The sequence below is a fragment of the Streptomyces sp. NPDC051310 genome (genome assembly GCF_044455245.1).
In the GTDB taxonomy this organism is placed as follows: domain Bacteria; phylum Actinomycetota; class Actinomycetes; order Streptomycetales; family Streptomycetaceae; genus Streptomyces.
In genome coordinates, this window is record NZ_JBITEO010000001.1 from 258,667 (window position 1) to 273,359 (window position 14,693).

The following is a 14,693-nucleotide window of genomic DNA, read 5'->3' on the forward strand; positions in this document are numbered from 1 at the left end:
CCGGCTCCCGTGTTCCTACCCCTGCCGCGGCGGCAGATCCGCTGCGGTGGCGCGGAACCGGGCCGTCGTCCCGTCGGTGCTCCAGCGGCACAGGCCGGCCTTTTCGAGCACGCGCACCGACGCCGGGTTCGCCAGCTCCACGTCGGCGCACACCGCGTGGACCTCCGGGAGCGAGAGGGCGAACTCCACGACGGCCCGGGCGGCTTCGGTGGCGTAGCCACGGCCGCGGCGCGAGGCCACGACGCCGTATCCGAACTCGACGACGCCGTCGGCGGGCGGCCAGAACAGCCCGATGGAGCCGACCACCAGGTCACTGGCGCGCTCCACGATCCGGCGGTGCCCGTGGGCGCCGGGGCCGGCCGGGTCGCCGGCGAGGAATCCGGCGATGACACGATCGCCGTCGGCGGGGAAGTCGGCCGCCCAGTGCGGCAGTCGGCGGTCGTCGACGACGGCGGCGATCTCGGCGGGGGACCACGGCCTCAGCACGAGACGTTCCGTGATCAGTTCGGCGACGGGATCCGTGCCGGGCGAGGAGAAGAAGGTGGACACGTGACGCTCCTGGTCGTGTGCGGGAACGACCGGGCCGCCTCTACGGTCGGGCGACCCGGACAAGGGCATGCCTGAGGAACATGGCGCGGGCCATATTCATCAACCTCCTTCGTCGCAGCGGCAGTCGCGTGCTTCGCACGTGAGGCGACCTTAACAAGGCGGCAGTTGACCACGGACGTGGCCCGGGTCCGGCCGCCCGCCGGGACGGCCGTACCGGCGGTAGCGCGCCGCAGCGTACGCCCCGCGCGCACGAAGCGTGAGCACGCTTCCCCGCATTCCCTCGTTCAAGCGTGATCTACCTCACCCTCGCCCCGGCGTCGCGCGTGCTTCTCCTAGGGTGTCCCGCAGTGACTTCCTTCGGCTCCTCCCCCACGCTCACCGTCTGGCGCACACTGCTCGCCCTCTCGGTGGTCTTCGTCCTCCTGATGACGACCGGCTGGACGGCGATACGCCCTCAGCGCGTGCAGGGGGACCCGCGCCAGACCGCGCTGGCCGCCTGGCGGCACGGCCGGATCGGGACGCACGAGCTGCCCGACCCGCAGGCGCCGCCGCACGTCCTGGCGCGGTTCTTCCGCTCCCTCACCGCCCCCGAGCGCGAACACCTCGCCCGCGAGCACCCGCTCGTCGTCGGCAACCTCGACGGAGCGCCCGTGCGGCTGCGTTACCGCGCCAACCGCCACGCCCTGGGGCGCGCGCTCGCCGCCGAACGCGAGCGGGTGGGCAGCGCGCGGCTGTCCGCGGACGGCCACCACGAGGCCGTCCGCCGCATGCACCGGTTCGAGTCGCTCATGCGCGACGACCGCCAGATCCTCGCCTTCGACCCGGACGGCAAGGGACGCGTCGCCGAGGTGTTCGGCGACCTCGACCGCGCCGAACGCGTCTCGGTGATCGTCCCCGGAGTCGACACCAACCTCCTCACCTTCCAGAGGAGCGCCCGGAAGTACACCGCACCCGTCGGCATGGCGCAGTCGCTGTACGCCGCCGAGCGCGCGGCCTCGCCCACGACCCGTACCGCCGTCATCGCCTGGGCCGACTACACCGCGCCCGTCGGGGTCGGCATGGACGCCGCGATCGGGCGCCTCGCGGAGAACGGGGCCGTACGGCTGGTGTCGATGACCGGCGCGCTGCCCGGACGGGCGCCGGTCTCGCTGTTCTGCCACAGCTACGGCTCGGTGGTGTGCGGTGTCGCCGCGCGCCGCCTGCCCGCCCGCGTGACGGACGTCGCCGTCGCCGGCAGCCCCGGGATGCGGGCCGAGAACGCGGCCGCCCTCGGAACCGGGGCCCGCGTGTGGGCCATGCGCGACGCCGACGACTGGATCGCGGACGTGCCGTACCTGGAGGTCGGCGGGCTCGGGCACGGCGCCGATCCGGTGGCGCCCGAGTTCGGGGCGCGGGTGCTGTCGGCGTCCCGGGCGGCCGGGCACGGCGGGTACTTCGAGCCGGGCACGGAGAGCCTGGAGAACTTCGCGGAAATAGGCGTCGGTGCGTACGACGGCGTCAGCTGCGCGGGTGACGGCAGCGACGCCTGCCGCAGTGGAATCTCCGGTTCCTCGGCTGCCTGACGCGCGTAGAGAGCCGCGGAGGGTCGCGCACATCGGAACTCTTGGAGGGGCGACGCGCGGGCGCACGCCGCATACGATGAGGCGCATGGGTGATGTGCTGGCCGGAATTCATGCCACCTGGGAGTTCGAAACCGATGCCGTGCTCATCCGCTTCGAACGGGGGATACGCGCACCGAAGCTCTTCCAGAGCCTGCGCGAACGTCGCATCCCGCACGAGGCGTTGGCGTCGGTGACCCTCTCCCCGGGCAAGCGCGGCACGGTGGTGCTGCACGCGGTGCCGAGACCGGGCGCCGATCCGCTGATGGAGGCGGCCGCCGGCCAGCTGAAGGAGGGCAGCGACCCCTACCGGCTGGTCCTGCCCGCCGACCGGGAGACCCTCGCCGAGTACTACGCGGACGAGCTGCGCGCCCTGCTCGGCCCGGAAGCGGCGGAGCCGGCCAACCGGTTCCTGGTGGCGGCCCCGGAGGGTCCCCTGCAGTTCAAGGCGTACGACGGCAAGGCGTCGTTCGACAACGGCCAGGTGGCGTTCCGGTGGTTCTGGACCGGGGCGTCGTCGGCCAAGTGGAAGGCCGGCGACCAGACCTTCTCCGTACGGGAGCTGAGCGGGGTCGAGTGGCGCTCCCCCGACGTCTTCGACGGCTACCTGCGGCTGCTGCGGCGCGGGCACGCGGGCGACATGCAGCCGGCCCAGGCGGACCAGGACCCGGCGGCCGTCGTGTTCGGCCTCGGGTACGGGCCGGTGCACGAGTCGCTGCCGTTCGCGGCGGCGGTGCTGGCGGCGGTACGGGCCGCGGACGCGGCCCCCGTCCCGGTGGGTGCGGTGGCCGCGGGGCGGCGCGACCCCGCGGACATCGCGGAGCGTATCCGCCACCTCGGGGAGCTCCACCAGGCGGGGCTGGTGACGGACGAGGAGTTCGCCGCGAAGAAGGCGGAGCTGCTGGCGGAGCTCTGACCCCGGCGGAGCCGTGACCGCGGCGGGGCTGTGACCGGAAGCCGTGCCGCGGCGGGGCCCTGACCCCGGCGGAGCCCGGACCGCGGTGAAGCTCTGACCCCGGCGGAGCCGTGACCGCGGCGGGGCTGTGGCCGAAAGCCGTCACCCCGGCGGGGCCGCGACCGCGGCCCCGGCCGCCGGCGTGTCATACCCCGGTACGGGGTGGGGCCCGGGCTCCGGGTCTCGGGTATGACGTCGGGGGCGCCGGTGGCTGCCTACGCTGGCAGGGCCATGAAGACCCCAGTCACGCCCCCGCCGCCCCCGTCGCCCGCCCGCCTGCGCGACGCGCTGCGCGCGTCCCTCCGTACCCTCGGCACCGCGCTCGGCACGCCGACCCGGCCCGGCGCGCCGCTGCTCGCGCAGGCCGGATCGCGCCCGGTGCGGCTGCTGCCGTACGTCGTCGCCGTCGTGCTGGTCGCGGCGCTGCTGCCGGTCACCGTCACCGTCCTCGTCGGCGACTACGAGGTCGGCGGCGCGCTCGCCGGCGCGCTCGCCACCGCGCAGACCGCGCCGCTGCTGCTGGCCGTGACCCGGCCGCTGCAGGCGTGGTGGATCATCGGGACGGCCGACGTCCTGGGCGCGCTGGTGCTGCTGGGTGCGGACGGCGCGGCGGGCCGGCCGTGGCCGTGGACACCGGTGATCGTGATCGGGTACCTGGGGCTGATGCTGGCCGTCGGGCTGCGCGAGCCGCGGCGGACGCTGCTGGGCGTCTGGCTGGTGACCGGCGCGGCGGGTTTCGCGTTCGAGGTGGTCTCACCACAGCGCAGCGACGGCATCCACGTGCTGCTGTTCGTGCTGAGCGGGGTCGCGCTGCTGCTGACGGCGACGCTGAAGGAGCGCGGGGACGCCCAGCGGCGGCTCGCCGAGCAGGAGACCATCAGCGAGGCGGAGCGGGCGCGGCGCACGCTGCTGGAGGAACGGGCCCGGATCGCGCGCGAGCTGCACGACGTGGTGGCCCACCACATGTCGGTGATCACGGTGCAGGCGGACTCGGCGCCGTACCGGATCGAGGGGTTGCCGGAGGCGGCGCGCGAGGAGTTCACGACGATCGCCGCGGCCGCGCGCGAGTCCCTGACGGAGATGCGGCGGCTGCTGGTGGTGCTGCGCAGCGAGGGCGCGGAGGGCGAACGGGCGCCGCAGCCCGGCCTGGACCGGGTGCAGCAGCTCGTCGAGGCGACGGTGCGGGCGGGCGTTCCGGCGGAGCTGTCGCTGCCGGCGGAGCTGGGTCCGGTGCCGCCGGCGGTGGACCTCTCCGCGTACCGGATCGTGCAGGAGGCGCTGGCCAATGTGGTGCGGCACGCGCCGGGGGCGCCGACCCGGGTGTCGGTGGCGGTGGCGGACGGCCGGCTGACGGTGCTGGTGGTCAACGGCCCGTCCGGGCAGGGTGGTTCGCCGCGGGGACGCTCGCCCGTGGAGTCGCCCGGGAGCGGTACCGGTCACGGTCTCGTGGGCATGCGTGAACGCGTACGGTTGACGGGCGGCACGCTGGACACCGGGCCGCTGCCGGACGGCGGCTTCCGGGTCGCGGCCCGGTTGCCGCTGACCGAGAAGGAGCCCGCGTGACCATCCGCGTGATCATCGTCGACGACCAGGCCATGGTCCGGGCGGGGTTCGCCGCGCTGCTGTCGGCGCAGTCGGACATCGACGTGGTGGGCGAGGCCGCGGACGGGCGGGCCGGCGTGGCCGTGGCCCGTTCGGCGCACCCGGACGTGGTGCTGATGGACGTGCGGATGCCGGAGATGGACGGGCTGGCGGCGGCGCGCGAGATCCTCTCGGCGCCGGGGGCCGAGCACCGCCCGAAGGTGCTGATGCTCACCACCTTCGACGTGGACGACTACGTGTACGAGGCGCTGCGCGCCGGGGCGTCGGGGTTCCTGCTGAAGGACGCCCCGCCGGCGGACCTGATCTCCGCGGTCCGGGTGGTGGCGGCCGGTGAGGCGCTGCTGGCGCCGTCGGTGACGCGGCGTCTGATCGCCGACTTCGCCGCCGCCCGCCCGGCCCCGCGCCGCGACCGCACCCTGCGCCTGAACGGCCTGACGCCCCGTGAGACGGAGGTGCTGGAGCTGATCGCACGGGGCCTGTCGAACCAGGAGATCGCGGAGCACCTGGTCCTCGCGGAGCAGACGGTGAAGACGCACATCGGCCGGGTGCTGGCGAAGCTGAGCCTGCGGGACCGGGCACAGGCCGTGATCTTCGCGTACGAGTCGGGCCTGGTCACTCCCGGCGCGGCGTAGGCGCCCTCAGGGGGTACGCCCCCTACCCCGGTATCACCAGCGGTTGGCTCCGCGGTGTGACGCTCCCCCGGCGGTCGTCCTCCTACCTTCCTCTCGCCGCACAGGACGAAGGAAGCAGAGGGGGGCGCCATGCGCCGGTACAAGAGGACGTTGGTCGCCGTCGGGCTCGCGACGGCGGTCGTCACGGGGACCGCCGGGTGGGCCACCGGGAACGGGCAGCGGCCGGTGACCGGACCGCCGCCCGGGACGGCGGCCTGGCGGGCCGACACGTCGCTGGGGCGGGCGCTGCCCGACCCGGCGAGCGCGGCGCCCCATGACATCGCCGCCTTCTTCCGGGCGCTCACCCCGGCCCAGCGGCACGGCCTCGCGCGCCGGCACCCCTCCGTGGTCGGCAACCTCGACGGCGCTCCGGTCTCCCTGCGGTACGAGGCGAACGCCCGGACGGTACGCCAGGACCCGCGCTGGGCGCACCTCGCCGGGCGGCAGATCCTCGCGTTCGACCCGCGCGGCCGCGGCCAGGTCGCCGAGGTGTACGGGGACCTGGGTCGCAGCCGGCACGTCGCCGTGGTGGTTCCCGGCTCGGACATCGACGCGGGGACGTACGACCGCCCCTCCGATCCGTACGGCACGCCCGCCGGGATGGCCGGGCAGTTGCGCGCCGCGACCGGCGGCCGTACCGCCGTCATCGCCTGGGCCGGGTACACCACGCCCGTGGGCGTGGGCCTCGACGCCGCCGCCGGCGACCTCGCGGAGGCGGGCGCGGCGCGGCTGACCCGGTTCACCGACGGGCTCGCCGCCGCCGGCGCCCCCGCTCCCGCCGTGTTCTGCCACAGCTACGGCTCCGTCGTGTGCGGTCTGGCCGCCCCGCGCCTGAAGGCGAAGGACCTCGTGGTGTTCGGCTCCCCCGGCATGCGCGCCGAGAACGTGGCGGATCTGCGCACCACCGCCCGGGTGTGGGCGGCCAAGGACGCGTCGGACTGGATCTCGAAGGTGCCCCACACGCGGTTCCTGGGACTGGGGCACGGCCCCGATCCGGCCGCGCCCGCGTTCGGCGCCCGGCGGGTGCCGGCCGCCGGCGCCCACGGGCACACCGGCTACTTCGCTCCCGGTACCGACTCCCTGCGGTCGTTCGCCGCCATCGCCGAGGGGACCCTCACCGACGGCACCCCCGGCGAGGGGAGCGGGCGGTGAACCTCGTGGAACGCATCGAGGCGCGTACGCCCGCGCATCGCGACCGTGCCGTCGACGGGCTGCGCGCCCTGGCCCTCCTCGCCGTGCCGACCGGGCACTGGCTGCTCGGCGGCTTCACCCTCGACTCCGCCGGCGGTCTGCACAACGCCAGCCCGCTGAGCGCGTTCGGGTTCTTCGCGCCGGTCAGCTGGGTGCTCCAGATGCTGGGGATCTTCTTCCTGGTGGGCGGGTACGCGTCGGTCCTGTCCTACCGGGGGCGATCCGGCTCGGCGGGCGCGTGGCTGAGGGGCCGGCTGGCGCGGCTGGGGCGGCCCGTCCTCGGCGTCACCGCCGTGTGGGCCGTGCTGCTGCCGGTGCTGTACGCGGCGGGCGTGCCCGCCGACACGCTCCGCACCGGTTCGACGCTCGTCGTCCAGCCCCTGTGGTTCGTGGGGGTGTACGCGGTCGTCACGGCGCTGACCCCGCTCTGCGTGCGGGCGGCCCGCCGGTGCGGGGTGGTGGCGGCGGCTCCGCTGCTCGGTTCGGTCGCGGTCGTCGACTTCCTGCGCTACGGGCCGTACGCCGAGGCGATGCCGTCCTGGCTGAGCGCGCTCAACCTGCTGCCGGGCTGGCTGTTCGCGTACCAGCTCGGGGTCTGCTGGGGTGAGCGGCGGCTGGGCGGGCGGGAGGCGTGGGCGCTGCTCGCCGGCGGCGTGGCGCTGTTCGCCGTGCTCCTTGCCGTCTTCGGGTACCCGGCCTCCATGGTGGGTGTGCCGGGCGAGGCCCGCACCAACTCGCACCCGCCGTCGCTGCTCGTGCTGGCGCTCGCCGCCGCGCAGAGCGGTGCCGCGGTCCTGATGTGCGACCGGCTGGGCGCCCTGCTGCGGCGGCCCGTGCTGTGGGCGCCGGTGGTGCTGGTCAACCTGTCGGCGATGACGATCCTGTGCTGGCACCAGACGGCGATGCTGGCCGCGGCCGTGCCGGTGTCGCTGACCGCGGGCGCGGTGCCGGGCCTGACGACCGCGCCCGACACCCTCGCGTGGGTCGGGGCACGGCTCGCCTGGCTGCCGCTGTTCGCGGGGCTGCTCGTCCTCATCGGGCGGTACGCGCGCGGCTTCGAGTCGCCGTGGACGAGGACGGGCACGACCGGGCGCGCGGCGGCGGGGCTGCTCGCGGCCGGTTTCGCCGTCTTCGTCCTCGCCGCCTGAGCCGGGCGGGCGGGCGGCCCGGGGGCCCGGGGTCGGCGGGTGTCCCGGGGCCCGTGGGTCCGGAGTCGCGGGGCCACAGGAGTCCGGGGTCCCAGGAGTCCGGGATCCCGGGGGTCCGAGGCCCGGCGGCTCGGCGGCCCGGCGGCCCGGCGGCTCGGCGGCCCGGCGGCTCGGCGTGAAGGGCTACGCCTCGCGGGCCGCGGAGGTGAAGGTCATGTCGGGGTAGCGGTCCCCGGCCACCTGCGCGGCGATCGGCTCCAGCAGCGCCAGTTCGTCGGCGCCGAGCGTGATGCGGGTGGCCGCGGCGTTCTCCAGCAGCCGGGCCCGCTTGCGGGTGCCGGGGATCGGCACGACGGTCAGGCCGTGCACGGCCGCCCGCTGCTGCACCCAGGCCAGCGCGATCTGCGCGGCGGTCGCCCCGTGCGCTTCGGCGATGGTGCGGAGGGGGGCGAGCAGCTCGGCGTTGCGGCGGGCGTTGTCGCCGGAGAAGCGGGGCTGGAACTGCCGGAAGTCGCTGCCGGACAGGTCCTTCGCCGCATCGGTGAAGGCGCCGGTGAGGAAGCCGCGGCCGAGCGGCGAGTACGGCACGAACGCCACGCCGAGCTCGGCCGCCGCGCCGACCGCGCTGCGCTCGACGTCCCGGCTGAACAGCGACCACTCCGACTGGAGCGCGGTGATCGGGTGCACGGCGTGCGCCTCGCGCAGCTCCGCGCCGGTCACCTCGCTCAGCCCGAGGTACTTGACCTTGCCCTCGCGCACCAGCTCGGCCATGGCGCCGACGGACTCGGCGAGCGGTACGGCGGGGTCGCGGCGGTGCATGTAGTAGAGGTCGATGACGTCGACGCCGAGGCGGCGCAGGCTGCCCTCGACGGAGGACCTGATGTACGCGGGGTCGTTGCGGACGCCCCGGTAGTGCGGGTCGTCGGTGCGCTCGATCGCGAACTTCGTCGCCAGGGTGATCTCGTCGCGGTGGGCGGCGACGAACGGTGCGAGGAACTCCTCGTTGGCGCCCCGGCCGTAGACGTCGGCGGTGTCGATCAGGGTGACGCCCGCCTCCAGGGCGGCGTCCAGGGTGTCGCGGGCGGCGGCCTCGTCGGTGTCGCCGTAGAACTCGCTGATGCCCATGGCGCCGAAGCCCTGGACGCCCACCTCGGGGCCTCCGCCCGTGCCCAGGCGTACCGTCGCGATCCTCTGGATGCTCATGCGGTCCTCTCCGGGGCCCGGTCGCGGGCGCCCGCGTAGAAATCGATCTTGTGGTCGAGAACGGCGAGCGTGTCGCGGAGTTCCGCGATCCGCGCCCGCACGTCCCTGCGCGTCCGCTCCAGCAGCTCCTGGCGCTGCTCGAAGGTGTGCTCGCCCTCGCGCACCAGTTCGGCGTACCGCACCATGTCGGCGACCGGCATGCCGGTCAGCCGCAGTTTGCCGACGAACGTGAGCCAGTCCAGGTCCCGGTTGGTGAACCGGCGCTGGCCGGTGTGCGACCGGTCGATGTGCGGCATCAGCCCGATCCGCTCGTACCAGCGCAGCGTGTGGACGGTCAGCCCGGTCCAGGCGGAGACCTCGCTGATGGTGTAGCGGTCCCGCCCGTCGGGGCGGGGGTGCGGCGGGGGCGGGGCGGTGCAGATGCCGGCGGGCGGCGTCCGTGCGGGGGTGCTCTCGATCACCGTCATGGCCTCCACGCTAAGAGGTTGGAGTGCACTCCAGGCAAGGCCGGATCCGCGGCGCGGCGGCCCGGCGATACGCTCATACGCATGCAGAGCCTGGCGATGATCGAGAACTGGCCCGTCCCCACCGCGGCCGCCGCCGTCGTCCGCGCGGACGGAACGGTGGCCGGCGCGCACGGCCCCACGGGGCGCCGCTTCCCGCTGGCCTCGGTCACCAAGCCGCTCGCCGCGTACGCCGTGCTGGTCGCGTACGAGGAGGGGGCGGTCGAACTGGACGAGCCGGCCGGGCCCGAGGGGTCCACGGTGCGGCACCTGCTCGCGCACACGTCGGGCCTGGCGTTCGACGAGCACCGGGTGATGGCGGAGCCGGGGACGCGGCGGATCTACTCCAACGCCGGTTTCGAGGTGCTCGGCGACCACGTCGCGAAGGCGACGGACATCCCGTTCGCGGAGTACCTGCGCCAGGCGGTGCTGGAGCCGCTGGGCATGACCGACACGACGCTGGACGGCTCTCCGGCGAAGGACGGCGTCTCGACCGTCGACGACCTGGTGCGCTTCGCGGCCGAGGTGCAGGCGCCGCGGCTGCTGGACGCGCGCACCGTGCTGGAGGCCATGTCGGTGGTGCACCCGGGGCTGACCGGCATCCTGCCGGGCTACGGCCACCAGCGGCCCAACGACTGGGGCCTCGGCTTCGAGATCCGGGGCTCCAAGTCGCCGCACTGGACGGGGGCTTCGTCCTCGCCGCGGACGTTCGGGCACTTCGGGCAGTCGGGCACGTTCCTGTGGATCGACCCCGACGCCGGAGCGGCGGGCGGGAACGGCACGGGCGGCGCCTGTGTCGCCCTGACGGACCGGGACTTCGGGCCGTGGGCGATCGAGGCGTGGCCGGCCTTCACGGACGCGGTGCTGGCGGAGCTGCGCGCCTCCTGAGCGGGGGCCGGGCCGGCCGCCCGGGCCTCAGGCGGTCATCTCCCAGACGAGGACTTCGCACGGCGCGAGCGCGGTCAGCTCCAGGCCCCGGGCGCCGGTGACGCGGGCCGCGTCGCCCGGTCCCAGTTCCGCACCGCCGAGCGCCACCCTTCCGCGCACCACGTGCACGTAGGCGAAGGGCGCGTCCGGCACGTCCGCGCGCTCGCCCGCCGCGGCGAGGCGCCGTACGTGCAGCGTCGCGCCGGCCGCCGGCACGGCATATGGCGCCGGGCCGGCGCCGGCGGGCACCATGTCGTACGACGGCTCCCCGCCGGGCTCCCGGGGTGCGAGCCACATCTGCACGAAGGTGAGGGGCTGCTCGCCGTCGTTGCGTTCCTCGTGGCGCACCCCGCTCGCCGCGCTGAGGTGCTGCACGTCGCCGGGGCGGACCACCGTGGCGTGGCCGGCCGAGTCGCGGTGGGTCAGTTCGCCCTCGACGACCCACGTGACGATCTCGGTGTGGCTGTGCGGGTGCTCGGCGAAGCCGGCGCCGGGGGCGAGGCGCTCCTCGTTGCACGCGAGGAGCGCGCCGAAGCGGAGGTTGTCCGGGTCGTAGAAGCGCCCGAAGGAGAAGGCGTGCAGGGTCTCGATCCCGGCACCGGGATCGCCCCCGCGGTAGCGGTCGCCTGAGCGCCGTACATCCATCACGGGCCCACCCTAGAACAGGGGTGCCGGGGCGGTGCGGGCGGGAATCCGGCCCGGCCGGTCACTCGCCCGTCCCGATAAGGCAGTCTTGTCCCGTGCCTGAACCCGCAGCGAACGACGCCCACTCGCATTCCGCGACCCTCAAGCGCCTGGAGCAGTCCTCCGGGCGGCTCGCGGCGAGCGCCATTGCCCGCATGGACGCGACGCTGCCCTGGTACCGGGCGATGCCCCCGGAGAACCGGTCGTGGATCGGTCTGGTGGCCCAGGCCGGTATCGCCGCGTTCACGGAGTGGTTCCGGCACCCGGAGACCCCTCAGGCCATCTCCACGGACGTCTTCGGCACGGCGCCGCGCGAGCTGACCCGGGCGATCACGCTGCGCCAGACCGTCGAGATGGTGCGCACGACGATCGAGGTCATGGAATCGGCGATCGAGGAGGTCGCGGCGCCCGGCGACGAGTCGGTGCTGCGCGAGGCGCTGCTGGTCTACGCGCGGGAGATCGCCTTCGCGACGGCGCAGGTGTACGCGCAGGCCGCCGAGGCCCGCGGCGCCTGGGACGCCCGGCTGGAGTCGCTGGTGGTCAACGCCGTGCTGTCGGGCGAGGCCGACGAGGGCGCCGTGTCCCGCGCCGCCGCGCTGGGCTGGAACTCCCCCGACCACGTGTGCGTGATCCTCGGCACCGCCCCGGACGGGGACAGCGAACTGACGGTGGAGGCGATCCGGCGGGCGGCGCGGCACGCCAAGCTCCAGGTCCTCACCGGTGTGCTGGGCGACCGGCTCGTGGTCATCGCGGGTGGCAACGACAACCCGCTGCACGTGGCGAAGGCGCTGATCGGCCCGTACGCGGCGGGTCCGGTCGTGGCGGGCCCGATCGTGCCGGACCTGCTGGCGGCGACCCGGTCCGCGCAGGCCGCGGCAGCCGGGTTGAAGGCGTGTACGGCGTGGCAGGATGCGCCGCGGCCGGTGCTGGCGGACGATCTGCTGCCGGAGCGCGCGATCGCCGGTGACCCGTCGGCGCGGGAGCAGCTGGTGGAGGACATCTACAGACCGCTGGAGGAGGCCGGCTCCGCTCTGTTGGAGACGCTGAGCGTCTACCTGGAGCAAGCGAGCAGTCTGGAGGGCGCCGCGCGGATGCTGTTCGTCCACCCCAACACCGTCCGCTACCGGCTGCGACGTGTGACGGACGTCACCGGATGGTCGCCCTCCGACGTACGGTCGGCCTTCACGCTCCGGATCGCCCTGATCCTGGGGCGGCTGGCCGAAGCGGACATCCAGATGTGACCCGCGCCTAGACTTTTGTCGAAGGCCAACAATTCGCCCGACGGTTCTTCGTCCCAATCTCCACGGGCGCCTAGGACCGTCCACAAGAGAGAGTGTGAGGGTGCTCGTACTCGTCGCTCCCGGCCAAGGCGCTCAGGCGCCCGGCTTCCTGACCCCCTGGCTCGACCTCCCCGGTGCCGCCGACCGTCTCGGCGCCTGGTCCGAGGCCATCGGGCTCGACCTCGTCCACTACGGCACGAAGGCCGACGCGGACGAGATCCGCGACACGGCCGTCGCCCAGCCGCTGCTGGTGGCCGCCGCGCTGCTGTCCGCCTCCGCGCTCGGGGACGTCACCCCGGGTGCCGTGGCCGGTCACAGCGTCGGTGAGATCGCCGCCGCCGCGTTCGCGCGGGTGCTCGACGACACGGCCGCGCTCCGGTTCGTGCGCAGCCGCGGGCTGGCGATGGCGGAGGCCGCCGCCGTCACCGAGACCGGGATGTCGGCGCTGCTCGGCGGCGACCCCGAGGTGACGGTTCCGCACCTGGAGAAGCTCGGTCTGACCGCGGCGAACGTCAACGGCGCCGGGCAGATCGTCGCGGCCGGCACGATGGAGCAGCTCGCCGCGCTGGCGCAGGACAAGCCCGAGGGCGTCCGCCGCGTGGTGCCGCTGAAGGTGGCGGGCGCGTTCCACACGCAGCACATGGCGCCCGCGGTGGCCACGCTCCGGCAGGTGGCGGACGACCTCACGGTGGCCGACCCGGCCGTGCCGTACGTGTCCAACAAGGACGGCAGGACCGTCACCTCGGGCGCCGACGTCGTCGCCCGTCTGGTGGGCCAGGTGGCCAATCCGGTCCGCTGGGACCTGTGCATGGAAACGTTCCAGCAGCTCGGTGCCACCGCGCTGGTCGAGGTGTGCCCCGGCGGGACCCTCGTCAACATCGCCAAGCGCGCCCTGCCGGGTGTCGCGACGCTCGCGCTGAAGACGCCGGACGACCTCGACGCGGCGCGCGAGCTCATCGCCGAGCACGCCCGACCCGCCGCCTGACGCCGCCTGAACAAGGAGCCACAGAGCATGGCGAAGATCAAGCCCAGCCAGGGCGCCCCGTACGCACGGATCCTGGGTGTCGGCGGTTACCGTCCGACCCGGGTCGTGCCCAACGAGGTGATCCTGGAGACGATCGACTCGTCCGACGAGTGGATCCGTTCGCGCTCCGGCATCGCCACCCGTCACTGGGCCTCCCCGGAGGAGACCGTGACGGCGATGTCGGTCGAGGCGGCCGGGAAGGCCATCGCGGACGCCGGGCTCGCCCCGGAGCAGATCGGCGGTGTGATCGTCTCCACCGTCTCGCACTTCAAGCAGACCCCGGCCGTCGCCACCGAGATCGCCGACAAGATCGGCGCGAAGAAGCCGGCGGCGTTCGACATCTCGGCGGGCTGCGCCGGCTTCGGCTACGGCCTCACCCTCGCCAAGGGCATGGTGGTCGAGGGCTCCGCCGAGTACGTCCTCGTCATCGGCGTGGAGCGGCTCAGCGACCTGACGAACCTGGAGGACCGGGCGACGGCCTTCCTGTTCGGCGACGGCGCCGGCGCGGTCGTCGTCGGCCCCGCGACGGAGCCCGGGATCGGCCCGACCGTGTGGGGTTCGGAGGGCGACAAGTCCGAGACCATCAAGCAGACCGTGCCGTGGACGGACTACCGCGACGGCGAGGTCGAGCGGTTCCCGGCCATCACGCAGGAAGGCCAGGCGGTGTTCCGCTGGGCCGTCTTCGAGATGGCGAAGGTCGCCCAGCAGGCGCTGGACGCCGCCGGCATCACCGCCGCCGACCTGGACGTTTTCATTCCGCACCAGGCCAACATGCGGATCATCGACTCGATGGTGAAGACCTTGAAGCTGCCGGAGCACGTCACGGTCGCCCGTGACGTGGAGACCACCGGCAACACCTCGGCCGCCTCGATCCCGCTCGCGATGGAGCGGCTTCTGGCGACCGGGCAGGCGAAGAGCGGCGACACCGCGCTCGTCATCGGCTTCGGGGCGGGTCTCGTCTACGCCGCGACGGTGGTTACCCTCCCCTAGGCACCAGTCCGGTTCCTTCCGCGGAAGCGGTCCGGACGACCGGCCTCACACCCCCGAGAAACACCCTCTGAGAAACACACCGAAGGAGCGCCACATGGCCGCCACTCAGGAAGAGATCGTCGAAGGTCTCGCGGAGATCGTGAACGAGATCGCCGGCATCCCGGTCGAGGACGTCCAGCTGGACAAGTCCTTCACCGACGACCTGGACGTCGACTCGCTGTCCATGGTCGAGGTCGTCGTCGCCGCCGAAGAGCGCTTCGACGTCAAGATCCCCGACGAGGACGTCAAGAACCTCAAGACGGTCGGCGACGCTGCCGACTACATCCTGAAGCACCAGGGCTGATCGGTTCGCCACCCGGCGGTGGCGC

General features: G+C 74.2%; 15 protein-coding genes. 11 read left to right on the forward strand and 4 right to left on the reverse strand.

The genetic code is table 11. The features are described from left to right. Positions 1-15 precede the first annotated feature (15 nt). Positions 16-549, reverse strand: a complete 534-nt coding sequence (locus tag ACIA79_RS01210) for a GNAT family N-acetyltransferase (protein ID WP_399425832.1) — start codon at positions 547-549, stop codon at positions 16-18. A gap of 347 nt (positions 550-896) precedes the next feature. On the opposite strand from ACIA79_RS01210, the gene ACIA79_RS01215 reads away from it, so the two are divergent. The 6 genes from ACIA79_RS01215 to ACIA79_RS01240 all read left to right on the forward strand — a co-directional run bounded on the left by ACIA79_RS01215 (position 897) and on the right by ACIA79_RS01240 (position 7,714). Then, positions 897-2,111, forward strand: coding sequence for an alpha/beta hydrolase (locus ACIA79_RS01215; protein ID WP_399425834.1), 1,215 nt, complete (start codon positions 897-899; stop codon positions 2,109-2,111). An 85-nt stretch (positions 2,112-2,196) separates the two neighbouring features. After that, on the forward strand, positions 2,197-3,063 hold the full coding sequence (locus ACIA79_RS01220; protein ID WP_399425835.1) for a DUF4429 domain-containing protein: 867 nt from the start codon (positions 2,197-2,199) through the stop codon (positions 3,061-3,063). Positions 3,064-3,333: 270 nt separating this feature from the next. After that, positions 3,334-4,665 carry a sensor histidine kinase gene (locus ACIA79_RS01225; RefSeq protein ID WP_399425836.1) on the forward strand — a complete coding sequence of 444 codons (1,332 nt, stop codon included), beginning with the start codon at positions 3,334-3,336 and terminating at the stop codon, positions 4,663-4,665. Then, on the forward strand, positions 4,662-5,336 hold the full coding sequence (locus ACIA79_RS01230; protein ID WP_399425838.1) for a response regulator: 675 nt from the start codon (positions 4,662-4,664) through the stop codon (positions 5,334-5,336). Before ACIA79_RS01225 ends, ACIA79_RS01230 begins: the two co-directional genes overlap by 4 nt. Positions 5,337-5,465: 129 nt before the next feature. Continuing rightward, the gene (locus tag ACIA79_RS01235) at positions 5,466-6,527 is read left to right on the forward strand and encodes an alpha/beta hydrolase (RefSeq protein WP_399425840.1); all 1,062 of its coding nucleotides are present in this window, start codon (positions 5,466-5,468) and stop codon (positions 6,525-6,527) included. Then, complete coding sequence (locus ACIA79_RS01240) at positions 6,524-7,714, forward strand: acyltransferase (RefSeq protein ID WP_399425842.1); 1,191 nt, start codon at positions 6,524-6,526, stop codon at positions 7,712-7,714. Before ACIA79_RS01235 ends, ACIA79_RS01240 begins: the two co-directional genes overlap by 4 nt. 183 nt (positions 7,715-7,897) lie before the next feature. On the opposite strand, the gene ACIA79_RS01245 is transcribed toward ACIA79_RS01240, so the two are convergent. Both ACIA79_RS01245 and ACIA79_RS01250 read right to left on the reverse strand, forming a co-directional pair. Then, on the reverse strand, positions 7,898-8,917 hold the full coding sequence (locus tag ACIA79_RS01245) for an aldo/keto reductase (RefSeq protein ID WP_399425844.1): 1,020 nt from the start codon (positions 8,915-8,917) through the stop codon (positions 7,898-7,900). Next, positions 8,914-9,384: a MerR family transcriptional regulator gene (locus ACIA79_RS01250; protein WP_399425845.1), complete on the reverse strand. Its 471-nt coding sequence runs from the start codon at positions 9,382-9,384 to the stop codon at positions 8,914-8,916. Before ACIA79_RS01250 ends, ACIA79_RS01245 begins: the two co-directional genes overlap by 4 nt. Positions 9,385-9,465: 81 nt before the next feature. On the opposite strand from ACIA79_RS01250, the gene ACIA79_RS01255 reads away from it, so the two are divergent. Further along, positions 9,466-10,308 (forward strand): serine hydrolase domain-containing protein, encoded by an 843-nt coding sequence (locus ACIA79_RS01255; RefSeq protein ID WP_399425847.1) that lies wholly within the window; start codon positions 9,466-9,468, stop codon positions 10,306-10,308. Between the two features lie 27 nt (positions 10,309-10,335). Here the strand turns inward: ACIA79_RS01255 and ACIA79_RS01260 are convergent, their stop codons facing one another. Continuing rightward, the gene (locus tag ACIA79_RS01260) at positions 10,336-10,995 is read right to left on the reverse strand and encodes a pirin family protein (RefSeq protein WP_399425849.1); all 660 of its coding nucleotides are present in this window, start codon (positions 10,993-10,995) and stop codon (positions 10,336-10,338) included. A gap of 92 nt (positions 10,996-11,087) precedes the next feature. On the opposite strand from ACIA79_RS01260, the gene ACIA79_RS01265 reads away from it, so the two are divergent. The 4 genes from ACIA79_RS01265 (at position 11,088) to ACIA79_RS01280 (ending at position 14,668) form a co-directional block, all read left to right on the forward strand. Further along, positions 11,088-12,272, forward strand: a complete 1,185-nt coding sequence (locus ACIA79_RS01265) for a PucR family transcriptional regulator (RefSeq protein ID WP_399425850.1) — start codon at positions 11,088-11,090, stop codon at positions 12,270-12,272. Between the two features lie 100 nt (positions 12,273-12,372). Continuing rightward, positions 12,373-13,296 (forward strand): ACP S-malonyltransferase, encoded by a 924-nt coding sequence (locus tag ACIA79_RS01270; RefSeq protein WP_399425852.1) that lies wholly within the window; start codon positions 12,373-12,375, stop codon positions 13,294-13,296. A 27-nt stretch (positions 13,297-13,323) separates the two neighbouring features. Continuing rightward, positions 13,324-14,325, forward strand: a complete 1,002-nt coding sequence (locus tag ACIA79_RS01275) for a ketoacyl-ACP synthase III (protein ID WP_399425854.1) — start codon at positions 13,324-13,326, stop codon at positions 14,323-14,325. Between the two features lie 94 nt (positions 14,326-14,419). Further along, positions 14,420-14,668 carry an acyl carrier protein gene (locus tag ACIA79_RS01280; RefSeq protein WP_031069987.1) on the forward strand — a complete coding sequence of 83 codons (249 nt, stop codon included), beginning with the start codon at positions 14,420-14,422 and terminating at the stop codon, positions 14,666-14,668. Positions 14,669-14,693 lie beyond the last annotated feature (25 nt).